At 71.1% G+C, this 11,706-nt stretch carries 10 protein-coding genes; 8 read left to right on the top strand and 2 right to left on the bottom strand.

Features of this window, described 5'->3' with window-relative positions; all coding sequences use genetic code 11:
• Positions 1-25 precede the first annotated feature (25 nt).
• Entirely contained in the window at positions 26-889 is an 864-nt protein-coding gene (locus LCN96_RS19480) for a MurR/RpiR family transcriptional regulator (protein WP_225274268.1), read from the bottom strand.
• A gap of 433 nt (positions 890-1,322) precedes the next feature.
• Between LCN96_RS19480 and LCN96_RS19475 the strand changes: the two genes are divergently transcribed.
• Genes LCN96_RS19475 through LCN96_RS19440 form a run of 8 tightly spaced genes read left to right on the top strand, consistent with a single transcriptional unit; the run spans position 1,323 to position 10,923 of the window.
• Entirely contained in the window at positions 1,323-2,288 is a 966-nt protein-coding gene (locus tag LCN96_RS19475; protein WP_225274267.1) for an alcohol dehydrogenase catalytic domain-containing protein, read from the top strand.
• 2 nt (positions 2,289-2,290) lie between these two features.
• Positions 2,291-3,586 carry an alpha-galactosidase gene (melA, locus tag LCN96_RS19470; RefSeq protein WP_225274266.1) on the top strand — a complete coding sequence of 432 codons (1,296 nt, stop codon included), beginning with the start codon at positions 2,291-2,293 and terminating at the stop codon, positions 3,584-3,586.
• Positions 3,579-4,631 (top strand): amidohydrolase family protein, encoded by a 1,053-nt coding sequence (locus LCN96_RS19465; RefSeq protein WP_225274265.1) that lies wholly within the window; start codon positions 3,579-3,581, stop codon positions 4,629-4,631. The genes melA and LCN96_RS19465 overlap by 8 nt, the downstream gene beginning before the upstream one ends.
• The gene (locus tag LCN96_RS19460; protein ID WP_225274264.1) at positions 4,628-5,557 is read left to right on the top strand and encodes a carbohydrate ABC transporter permease; all 930 of its coding nucleotides are present in this window, start codon (positions 4,628-4,630) and stop codon (positions 5,555-5,557) included. The genes LCN96_RS19465 and LCN96_RS19460 overlap by 4 nt, the downstream gene beginning before the upstream one ends.
• A gap of 12 nt (positions 5,558-5,569) precedes the next feature.
• Positions 5,570-6,439, top strand: a complete 870-nt coding sequence (locus tag LCN96_RS19455) for a carbohydrate ABC transporter permease (protein WP_225274263.1) — start codon at positions 5,570-5,572, stop codon at positions 6,437-6,439.
• Between the two features lie 12 nt (positions 6,440-6,451).
• Positions 6,452-7,783, top strand: coding sequence for an ABC transporter substrate-binding protein (locus LCN96_RS19450; RefSeq protein WP_225274262.1), 1,332 nt, complete (start codon positions 6,452-6,454; stop codon positions 7,781-7,783).
• A 16-nt stretch (positions 7,784-7,799) separates the two neighbouring features.
• Positions 7,800-10,022, top strand: a complete 2,223-nt coding sequence (locus tag LCN96_RS19445; protein ID WP_225274261.1) for a spherulation-specific family 4 protein — start codon at positions 7,800-7,802, stop codon at positions 10,020-10,022.
• A 31-nt stretch (positions 10,023-10,053) separates the two neighbouring features.
• On the top strand, positions 10,054-10,923 hold the full coding sequence (locus tag LCN96_RS19440) for a hypothetical protein (protein ID WP_225274260.1): 870 nt from the start codon (positions 10,054-10,056) through the stop codon (positions 10,921-10,923).
• Positions 10,924-10,926: 3 nt separating this feature from the next.
• Here LCN96_RS19440 and LCN96_RS19435 read toward each other — a convergent pair whose 3' ends face one another.
• Complete coding sequence (locus tag LCN96_RS19435) at positions 10,927-11,691, bottom strand: SDR family NAD(P)-dependent oxidoreductase (protein WP_225274259.1); 765 nt, start codon at positions 11,689-11,691, stop codon at positions 10,927-10,929.
• Positions 11,692-11,706: the final 15 nt, after the last annotated feature.

Raw genomic sequence — 11,706 nt, 5'->3', positions numbered from 1 at the left:
CCGGCCCGGTCGGGGGGCGGCCCCGTCACAGCCTCTCCTTGCGCGGCGCCACGGCCTGCTGCGCGGTGCGCACGCTGCGGCTCGCCTGCTCGACGGCGCACTGCGCGGTGGCGATGAAGAGCAGGTCGATCACCGCGAGCTGCCCGTGTCTGGACGACAGGGCCTCCGTGCGCAGCCCCGCCTGGCGGACGACGGTGATCAGCGGGATGCTCGCCTGCCCGGCCAGCGGGGAGGCGGCGTCGTTGGTCACGGCGATGGTGGTGGCGCCGCTCGACGCGGCCTGGGCGAGCACGTCGATCGTCTCGCGGGTGCGGCCGCTGTGCGAGATCCCCACCAGGGCGTCCCTGGGGCCGAGCAGCGCCGCGCCGCTGACCGCGAGGTGCGGGTCGAGCGTGGCCCAGGCCGGCACCCCGATGGGGTGCAGCCGCTGCTGCAGCTCCGAGGCCACGGTGCCGCTGCCCCCGATGCCGAACACCCACACCCGGCGCGCCGCGGCCAGCGCCCGCGCGGCCCGCCCGACCGCGTCGAGGTCGAGGCCGCCGATGGTGTCGCCGACGGCCTGCCTGATGGCCGCGCGGACGACCTCGGCGACGCGCGGGATGTCGTCGTCCTCGCTCACGTCGGCGCCCATCGTCGAGCTCCACGGCTCGGCCTTGATCCGGCCGCTGTCGGCGGCCAGCGCGATCCGCAGCTCGGGGTAACCGCGCAGGCCCAGCGCGCGGCAGAGCCTGGTGACGCTGCCGGTGGACACGCCGCACCGGCCGGCGAGGGCGACGATGGTCATGTGCGAGACCGCGTCGGGGTCGGCCAGCACCAGCTCGGCGAGCGCGCGCTGCGCTCCGGGCATGGCGGCGGCGGACATGCGCAACCTGGCGATGATCCCCTCCACCCGCCGCCCCGTTCCGTCCGTCAGCTGTGGGAGGTTGCCCCCGTGAGGTAAATAATTATCCCCGCCTTCAACAGCCTGTTCGAATTTCTCCCCGAAACGACCCCGAAACGTTATTTGACTCGGAGTCGATCACCTGGTCGGCAACGGCGTATGGAGAATTTTTCTCCGCTCCACCTGCGTACCGCCGGCTCCGATAAATGATTTACACCCGGGCCGGAATCCATCGTCTCCCGTATCCCGTAACGCCATTCCATATCACGGAACAGCCCGCAGCAGCCTTCTTCACCCCAGTTCACCGCCCCCTGTGCGGCCACGACCCTCTTGACACGCTCTTCGCGGCAGTGATCTCCTATCGCCAGTTCGGAACGTCGTTCTGCGATACGGAATGAGGAACACCCATGGAACGCCTCCCTTCGGCGACCGGACACCCCCGGTGAAGGCGCTCGTCTTCACCGGGCCGGGTGTGGTGGAGCAGCAGGACGTGCCGGAGCCCGCGGTCGGCCCCGGCGAGGTCCTGGTGCACGTGGTCACGTCCGGGATCTGCGGCAGCGAGCTGCACGGCGTCAGGACGCCGGGCTTCCGGGTGCCGCCGCTGGTCATGGGGCACGAGTTCGCCGGGCGCACGGACGAGGGGCGGGCCGTGACGGTCAACCCCATCCTGTCGTGCGGCGAGTGCGACGTGTGCGCGGCCGGGCTGCGCAACGTCTGCAGGGACCGGCGGATCATCGGGGTGCACCGCCCCGGCGCGTTCGCCGAGCGCGTCGCGGTGCCGGCCGCCGCCGTGGTGCCGCTGCCCGAGGGGCTCGGCTGGACCGCCGCCGGCGTCGTCGAGCCCGCCGCCAACGCCGTGCACGCCTGGCGGCTGGCCGGGCGCCCGTCCGGCGCCAGGGTCGGCGTGCTCGGCGCCGGCGCGATCGGGCTGACCTGCCTCCAGGTGGCGCTCAGCGGCGGCGCCGCCTCGGTCGAGGTGGCGGACCGCGCGCCCGGCCGGCTGGAGATCGCCACCCGCCTCGGCGCCTCGGCCGCGGGCCCCGAGCTGACCGGCGAGTACGACGTCGTCTTCGACGCGGTGGGCGCCGCCGCCACGCACGAGCAGTCCGTCGCCCGGCTGCGGCCCGGCGGCGTGGCGGTCTGGCTGGGCCTGGCCGACCACGTGTCCGGCTACGACGCCGCCGACCTGGTGCGCGGCGAGAAGCGGGTGCTCGGCTCGTTCGCCTACGACGACGCCGACTTCGCCGCCGCCATCGGCCTGGTCGCCGGCTGGGACCTGAGCTGGGTCGAGACCTTCCCCCTGGCCGAGGGCGCGCAGGTCTTCACCACGCTGATGAACGGCCGCGCCACCCCCGTCAAGGCCCTGCTCACCCCGGAAAAGGGTCTGCTCACCCCGGAAGGAGCGTAGCGATGGCCCGCATCGTCCTGGTGGGCGCCGGCAGCATCACGTTCGCCAAGAACCTGCTGTCCGACCTCCTGACCTTCCCCGAGCTGTCGGAGTCGACCGTCGTGCTGCACGACATCGACCAGGCCCGGCTCGACACCGCCGAGGCGATGGCCAGGTGGATGGTGGCCGAGCTGGGCATCGGCGCGAAGGTCGAGGCGCACGCCGACCGCAGGGCCGCGGTGGACGGCGCCGACTACGTGATCAACGAGATCGCCGTGGGCGGCCTGGACGCGGTCAGGCGCGACTTCGACATCCCCGCCGCGTACGGCGTCCGCCAGACGATCGCCGACACCCTCGGCATCGGCGGCATCTTCCGCGCGCTGCGCACGATCCCCGTCATGGTCGGCATCGGCGACGACCTGGCCGAGCTGGCCCCGCGCGCCACCCTGTTCACCTACACCAACCCCATGTCGATGATCCCGTGGTCGGTGTACGCGGGCACGGCGTTCAAGAACGTCGTCGGCGTCTGCCACGCCGCCCGCGACACGCAGAAGACCCTCGCCAGGATGGTCGGCGTGCCGGAGGAGGAGATCTCCTTCCTCACCGCCGGCGTCAACCACCAGGCGTTCGTGCTGCGCTTCGAGCGCGACGGCGAGAACCTCTACGGCCGCCTCGACGAGCTGATCGCCCGGGACCCCGAGCTGGCCCGCCGGGTCCGCGTCGAGGTCTACCGGAGCTTCGGCTACTTCCCCACCGAGTCCAGCGAGCACGGCTCGGAGTATCTGCCCTGGTTCCTGCCGCACGAGGAGGAGGTGGCGCGCTACCGCATCCCGGTCGGCGTCTATCTCGACTGGCTGGCCGACGGCTTCGAGGAGTACGCGGCGTACCGGCGCTCGCTCGAAGAGGGCAGGGGAGTGCCGATCGAGCGCGGCGAGGAGCTGGCGTCGCTGGCCATCCACTCGATGGAGACGGGCACCCGCCGCATGATCCACGGCAACGTGCGCAACGGCGGGCTGATCGCCAACCTGCCGCAGGAGGCCACCGTCGAGGTGCCCTGCCACGTGGACCGCGCGGGCGTGCAACCGGTGCGGATCGGCGAGCTGCCCGCCCAGGTGGCGGCGCTGAACCGGACGTTCCTCAACGTCAGCGAGCTGACCGTGAAGGCGGCGCTGGAAGGCCGGCGCGACCACGTCTACCAGGCCGCGCTGCTCGACCCCAACACCGCGGCCACGCTCCCGGTCCGCAAGATCCGCGAGCTGGTGGACGACCTCATCGCCGCCCACGGCGACCTGCTACCGGAGGGAATCAGGAATGTGTAGCCCGGATCTGCCCCTGTCCCGTTACCGGCCGATCTCGCAGCTCCAGGTGGCGGTCCACGAGGTGGACCGCGCCCGGGTGCCGGTCGTGGACGCGCACATCCACCTCGGCCGCTGGCTGACCGAGGACGGCGGCTGGATGGTCAAGGACGTGCCTGCCCTGATCGGGCTCATGGACGAGCTGAACCTGCGCGGCATGGTCAACCTCGACGGCCGCTGGGGCAGGGAGCTGGCCGAGAACATCGAGCGCTACGACGCCGCCTACCCGGGCAGGTTCGCCACGTTCTGCCACGTGGACTGGTCGCAGGCGGCCGAGCCCGGCTTCGGCGAGCGGCTGGCCGGGCAGCTGCGCCGCAACGTGGCGGAGGGCGCGGCGGGGCTGAAGGTGTGGAAGGACGTGGGCCTGCGGGTCCGCGACCACCGGGGCGAGCTGGTCATGCTCGACGACCCGCGGCTCGACCCGCTGTGGGCGGCCGTCGGCGAGGCGGGCGTCCCGATCGCGCTGCACACCGCCGACCCGGTGGCCTTCTTCCAGCCGGCCGACGAGCGCAACGAGCGGCTCGAACTGCTGGCGGCCCGGCCCGACTGGAACTTCTCGGGCCCTGAGTTCCCGTCGTTCGAGCGGCTGATGGAGGCCATGGAGTCGATGATCGCCCGGCATCCGGCGACCACGGTGATCGGCGTGCACGCCGGCTGCTGGCCGGAGAACCTGGCCTTCGCGAGCCGCCTGCTGGACACGTACCGGAACTTCCACATCGACATCGCCGCGCGCATCGCCGAGCTGGGCCGCCAGCCGCGCGCCACGCGCGCGCTGATGCTGCGCCACCCCGACAGGGTGCTGTTCGGCACGGACGAGATCCCGCCGGACCGGGAGATCTACCGCATCCACTTCCGGTTCATGGAGACCGACGACGAGGCGTTCGCGCACTCCCTGGACGACCCGCCGCCGATGGGCCGCTGGACGATCTCCGGCCTCGACCTGCCCGACGACGTCCTGCGGCAGGTCTACACCGGCAACGCGCTGCGGCTCGTGCCGAGGCTGGCATGACCGCGACGCTCACGCGCGCCGAGCCGGCCCCCTTCAAGCCGGCCTTCAAGCACAGCGCCGAGGGCGGGCAGGGCCGCCACGCCGTGCTCTTCCTGCTCCCGGCCCTGATCGGGTTCGCCGCGTTCTACCTCTACCCGAGCGTGCGCGGCGTGTGGTTGTCGGTCACCGACTGGAACCTGCTGTCGGAGCCCGCGTTCGTCGGCCTGGACAACTACGCCGAGCTGGCCACGGACCCGCTGTTCTGGAAGGCGCTGCTGCTCACCGCCTACAACACCGTGCTGAACCTGGTGGGCCAGCTCACGCTGGCGCTGCTGCTGGCCGCGCTGATGCACCGGCTGACCAAGTCGGTGGTGCTGCGCGCCACGCTGCTGCTGCCCTGGCTGGTGCCGAACGTGGCCACCGCGTTGCTGTGGCTGTGGCTGCTGGACGCCAACCTCGGCTTCGTCAACCAGCTCCTGAACGCGATGGGCCTGCCCACGCACGGCTTCTTCAACGCGCCCGCCGAGGCCATGCCGAGCGTGGCGGCTGTGACCACCTGGGCCTCCGTCGGGTACGTGGCGCTGCTGCTGTACGCGGGCATGCTGCAGATCCCGGCGTCGGTGTACGAGGCGGCGGCGATGGACGGCGCCGGCGAGGTCCGCACGTTCTTCCGCGTCACGCTGCCGCTCCTGCGGCCCGTGCTCGCGCTCGTGCTGGTGGTCTCGGTGATCGGCTGCTTCCAGATCTTCGACACGATCGCGGTGGCGACCAGGGGCGGCCCGGTCAACGCCACGAAGGTCATCTACTACTACATCTACCAGGAGGCGTTCACCCACTTCCGGATGGGCTACGCGGCGGCCATGGCGCTCAGCCTCGTGCTGATCCTCGGCGTGCTGACGTGGGTGCAGATGCGGCTGATGCGCGCCTCCGACTCGGACCTCGGATAGGGAGGGCCCGTCATGCGCGCAGGCCGGATCGCCGCCTGGACGGTGCTGGGGCTGGCCGTCCTGGTGACCGTGTTCCCGTTCTACTGGATGGTGCGTACGGCGCTCACCGACGCCCAGCACCTGTTCTCCGACAACTTCTCGCTGTGGCCGCGGCATTTCACCTGGGCCAACTTCAAGCGCGTGCTGGGCCTGTCCACGCTCGCCGAGGCGCAGGCCGCCGGCGGCTCGGGCGCCTCCCTCGACTTCCTGCTGTACCTGCGCAACTCGGTCGTCTACACGGCGGTCGTGGTGGCCGTGCAGACGCTGTCGTGCGCGATGGCCGCCTACGCGCTGGCACGGCTGCGCTTCCGCGGCAGGGAGGCGTTGTTCTCGGCGTTCGTGGCCGCTCTGATGGTGCCGCCGATCTTCACGCTGCTGCCGAACTTCGCGCTCGTGCGCAACCTGGGCCTGCTCAACACCTTCGCCGGGCTGGTCGCGCCGATCCTGCTGATGACCCCGTTCACGGTCTTCTTCCTGCGGCAGTTCTTCCTGTCGCTGCCGCGCGAGGTCGAGGAGGCCGCCGTCATCGACGGCGCGGGCGTGTGGAGCGTGTTCTGGCGGGTGGCGCTGCCCATGTCGCGGGGCCCGCTCATCACGATCGCCGTCATCAACGGCGTCTACGCCTGGAAGGACTACCTCTGGCCGCTGCTCGTCGGCCAGGACGAGGGCAGCCGGGTGCTCACGGTGGCGCTCGGCGTGTTCCTGCAGCAGTCGCCGAACGCCCGCCCCGACTGGACGGGCCTGATGGCCGGCTCGACCCTCTCCGTGATCCCCGTCCTGCTGCTCCTGCTGGTCTTCGGCAAGCGGCTGGCCAACTCGCTCAACTTCACCGGCATCAAGTAAAGGACCCCCCAGATGTCCCGCAAGACCCTTCTGACCCTTGTCACGCTCGTCTGCGCCACCTCGGCGTGCGGCGGCGGCACCGACGCGCAGGCGGGGCCCGTCGAGCTGAACTACGTGATGTGGGTCGACAGCCAGGTGCCCGCCTACAAGCAGTGCGCCGACGCCTTCACCAAGAAGAATCCGAACATCACGATCAAGCTCAGCTCCGTGGCCTGGGCCCAGTACTGGCAGAACCTCACCACGCAGGTCGTCTCCGGCACCGCGCCGGACGTCTTCCGCGACTCGGTGGCGTACTACCCGCAGTTCGCCAGGAACGGCCAGCTCCTCGACCTCAGCGAGTACGTCGAGCGCGACAAGGTGGACCTGGGCCAGTACCAGAAGGGCCTGGCCGACGTCTGGGTGCGCGACGGCAAGCGGTACGGCCTGCCGCTCGACTGGGACACCATCGGCGTCTTCTACAACCAGGACCAGGTGAAGAAGGCCGGCCTCGACCCCGCCGGCTTCGCCGAGTGGACGTGGAACCCGAAGGACGGCGGCACGTTCGAGCAGGCCATCGCCGCGCTCACCGTGGACGACGAGGGCCGCAGGGGCACCGACCCCGGCTTCGACAAGGAGCACGTGGCCGTCTACGGCATCGCCCCCGACTACAACACCGGCGCGCTGGGCCAGACGGGCTGGGCCGCGTTCGCGGTCGGCAACGGCTTCAAGTACCTGGACAAGAACCCGTTCGGCACCAAGTACTTCTACGACGACCCGAAGCTGGCCGAGACCATCGACTGGTTCGCGAGCCTGATCAAGAAGGGGTACGCGCCGCCGTACGACAAGCAGTCGGCGCTCGGCGGCGACGCGGTGCTGCAGGCGGGCAAGACCGCGATGGTCATGGCCGGGTCGTGGATGGCCAAGCCCTACCTCGACAACAAGGCGCTCGACCTGGCGGTCGCGCCGCTGCCGACGGCGCCGCTGGGCCGCAAGTCGCCCATCAACGGCGTCTCCGACGCCATCTACGCCGGCACGAAGCACAAGGAGGAGGCGTGGCAGTGGGTCAAGTTCACGGCCTCCGCCGAGTGCCAGGACCTGATCGCCGCCACCACCGAGGTGCTGCCCGCCATCACCACCTCCTCGGACAAGGCGGTGGCGGCGCACGAGGCGGCCGGGCGGGACGTCAAGCCGTTCGTGGAGGCGGCCAAGGCCGCCGACGGCACGTTCCTGCTGCCGGTGACCGACAACGCCGACAAGATCAACGAACTCATGGACACCGCGATCTCGTCGGTCCTGCTGGGCACCGCCGACGCCAGGACCGTGCTCCCCAAGGCCAACACCGAAGTCAACGCACTGTTCCAGTAGCCCAGAAAGGGTGCACATGCTCAAGTCCCGCCGGCGCACGTTGCTCGGAGCGACGCTCTTAGTGATCCCGTTGCTGGCCGCCACACCTGCGCAGGCGGCCGACGCCGTGCTCGACCAGCAGGTGGCCGTACCCGCCTACTTCCTGCCCGGCAACACTCCCGACTACTGGCAGCAGCTCAACACGATGACCGGCAAGCCCGGCGTGGTGGTGGCCAACGTCGCCAACGGCCCGGGCAACCTGGCCAAGCCGGCCTACACCGCCGCGCTGTCGGCCGCGCACGCCGCCGGGATGAAGGTCATCGGCTACGTGGACACCGGCTACTTCGGCACCACCGGCTACGCCTCGAACCGGACCCGGCTCGGCTCGCTGGCCGTCGAGGACTGGCGGGCGCAGATCCAGTCCGACATCAACAAGTGGTACGAGTTCTACGGCTCCTCGATCGACGGCATCTTCTTCGACCAGGCGCAGAACGCCTGCGGACCGACCGCGGGCAGCGAGACCTGGGTGAGCCTGTACCGCGAGGCCACCGCGTACGTGAAGGCGTACCACCTGGGCGCGACCACCATCGCCAACCCCGGTGTCTCGCCCGCCGCGTGCTTCCAGGACGCCGCCGACATCCTCGTCACCTTCGAGGGCTCCTACAGCTCCTACCAGAACCGGCAGGCGCCCTACCTGCCGTCGGCCTGGGAGGCCACCGCCGACCCCAAGCGCATCTGGCACCTGGTCTACGACGTGCCGGACGCAGCGGCCATGGCCACGGTCATCGCCACGTCCAAGGCCAACAACGCCGGGTACGTGTACGTGACCGACGACAAGATGGACAACCCCTGGGACGCGCTGCCCTCGTACCTGTCGTCCCAGGTGACGGCGGCGAAGGGCAGCGGCGGCGCGGCTCCCGCCAAGCCCGCCACGCCTGCCTCAAGTCTGGTGAAGGCCACCAGCGCGCGCCTGAGCTGGGCCTCCGCCGCCTACCCCGGCGTGGTCGGCTACGACGTCTACCAGGGGGCCGTGAAGATCGGCAGCACGGCCAACCTCACGCCGTCGGCGACCACCTTCGACGTGGGCGGGCTCACGGCCGCCACCGCCTACTCCTTCACGATCAAGGCACGCGACCGGGCGGGGAACGTCTCCCCCGCCGGCACGGCCCTGTCCGTGACCACCGCCGCCGCCAGCGCGAGCACCCCCACGGTGCCCGGCAAGCCCGTGGCGTCCGACGTCGGCCCGACCAGCGTCAAGCTGACCTGGACCGCCTCGACGGACAGCGACTCCGGCGACGGCGTGGCCTTCTACGACGTGTTCAGGAACGGCGTGCGGGAGCTGTCCCTGCCCGGCGGCAGCACCAGCGTCAACCTCGGCGGCCTGGCGCTCAACACCTCCTACAGCTTCACCGTGCGGGCCCGTGACACGACCGGCCGCGCCTCGGCGCAGTCGGCCGCGACCGCCGTCACCACCACCGACCCGGTGCCGGTCACCGGCGCGACGGCGGCGATGGACGAGAACACGGCGACCTACCAGGCGCAGTTCAACCTGCCGTACAGCGGTCACCACGTCTTCATCGACACCGACGCGGACTACCAGACGGGCTGGTCGGTGAACACGATCGGCGCCGAGTACATGGTCGAGAACAACGCCCTCTTCCAGAAGACCGGGGACCCGGGCCAGTGGTCGTGGACCGTGGTGCCGGGCGTGACCCCGCTGGTCTCCGACACGAACGGCCTCTACAAGTGGTCCGTGCCCTCCTGGCTGCTGACCGGCACGGGCACCACCCACAAGATCGTCTTCCACGGCACGGACGGCGACCGCAACGACTACGCCGCGAACGTCCTCACCGTCACCGCCCCCTCCACCCCGGTCGCCCCCATCGCCGGAGCGGTGGCGTCGGTCAACGCGGGCACGGCGAGTTACACGGCGAAGTTCAACCTGCCGTACACCACCCACCACGTCTTCATCGACACCGACGCGAACTACCAGACGGGCTGGTCGGTGAACACGATCGGCGCCGAGTACATGATCGAGAACAACACCCTCTTCCAGAAGACCGGGGCCTCGACCGCCTGGTCGTGGAGTGCGGTGGCCGGCGTGAGCCCGCTGGTCTCCAGCACGGACGGCCTCTACAAGTGGTCGGTGCCGCTCTCGCTGCTGACCGGCACGGGCACCACCCAGAAGATCGTCTTCCACGCCACGGACGGTACGCGCAACGACTACGCCCCCAACGTGGTCACCCTCACCACGGGCTGAACCGATCGCCTGTGGAGATCGTTTCACGGGTATGACTTCACGCTGGAGCGCCGTTCCGGTGCTGGCGCTCGTGCTGGCACTGGCGGCGTGCGGCGGCGCGGGAGCCGGCGAGACACCCCTGTCTGGAAGCTCGCCGGCTCCTGCGCCGGTCGCCGAACCTGAACCACCCACACCTGAACCACCCACCACAGACGCGCCCACCGCCGATGAGCCCGCTGAGGATGCGCCCGTCTCCGATGCGCCTGTCTCCGATGCGCCCGCCCCAGGGCGCCCGGTCGCCACATGGTCACGGCAGGGCGGCTACCTGGCTCCCGGGCTCAGGGCCGTCCGCCCTCCCGCGCTGGTCGTCTACGCCGACGGCCGGGCCATCGCGGAGGCCGCCCACGAGCTGCGCCTGCCACCCGCCGAGGTCGAAGCCCTGGTCAAGGCGCTGCGCCAGGACCTGTCCGGGCAACCCGCCACCGTCTCGCCCCGGCCGGGCACGCCGACCGTGTACGACGCGCCGGCCACCGTCCTCGGCGTCGACACGGGGAACGGGCTGCGCGAGGTCTACGTCCCGCATCTGGACCAGACTCCCGAGGGCTACGACGCCGCGCTGACCAGCGCCCGCGACCGCCTCAGCCACCTGGCCGACCGGGTCGCGGCCGGAGGCCGCCCGTACGCCGTCGCCCGGGTGCGGCTGTCCGCCGACCGGGTCGGCGGCTACGACACGGCCAAGCCGTGGCCGCGCGGCCTGCCGGTGCCCCCTCACGAGAGCAGCGAGAACACCCGGGACTACGCGGGCGCCAAGGCGCGGGCGATCGCCCGGCTGCTGCCCGCCCCCGGGAGCAGGCGCGTCTATCGCACGTCGTCAGGGGAGGAGCTGGCGCTGGCGTGGCGCTACCTCCTCCCCCACGAGTAGGGCTCACATGATGGCGAGCTGCCCGCCGTCGATGACCAGCTCCGTGCCGTGCACGAAGGCCGCGTCGTCGGAGGCCAGGAACGCGTATCCGGCGGCGACCTCCTCGGCGAGCCCGGCCCGGCCCAGCGGGATGTGGTCGCGCTCGTAGCCGGAGACGAAGTCCCCGTCCAGGCCCGCCGAGATGGAGGCGTTGAGCGGCGTCCGGATGTAGCCGGGGCACAGCGCGTTCACGCGGATGCGGTGCCTGCCCAGCTCGACCGCCATCGTCTTCGTGAGCAGCAGCACGCCGCCCTTGGAGGCGTTGTAGTGGGCGTAGTCGGCCTCGCCGCCCAGCCCGTTGGTGGAGGACATGTTGAGGATGACCCCGCCGGTGCCCTGCTCGACCAGGTGCCTGGCGACGGCCTGGGCGACCAGGAACATGCCGCGCAGGTTCACCGCCATGATCGTGTCCCAGTGCCCGGGGGTGATCTCCAGGAACGGCTCGCGCCAGGCGGTGCCGGCGTTGTTGACCAGCACGTCGAGCCCGCCGAGCGTCTCCACGGCCCCCTCGACCAGGCGGGTGACGTCGGCCTCCGTGCTGACGTCACCGGCGATGCCGCTCACCTCGCCCAGCCCGGACAGCTCCGCCACCGTCTTGTCCACCTCGGCCGCGTCGAGCCCGCCGAGCACCACCCTGGCGCCCTCCTCCAGGAACCTGCGGGCCGTGGCGGCGCCGATGCCGCTGCTCCCCCCGCTGATCAGAACCCGCTTGCCCGCGAGTCCCCGCATGGCGTTCTCCTTCCG

It is taken from the genome of Nonomuraea gerenzanensis (assembly GCF_020215645.1).
GTDB classification, from domain to species: Bacteria; Actinomycetota; Actinomycetes; order Streptosporangiales; family Streptosporangiaceae; genus Nonomuraea; species Nonomuraea gerenzanensis.
This window is presented reverse-complemented; position numbering and strand designations above follow the sequence as displayed.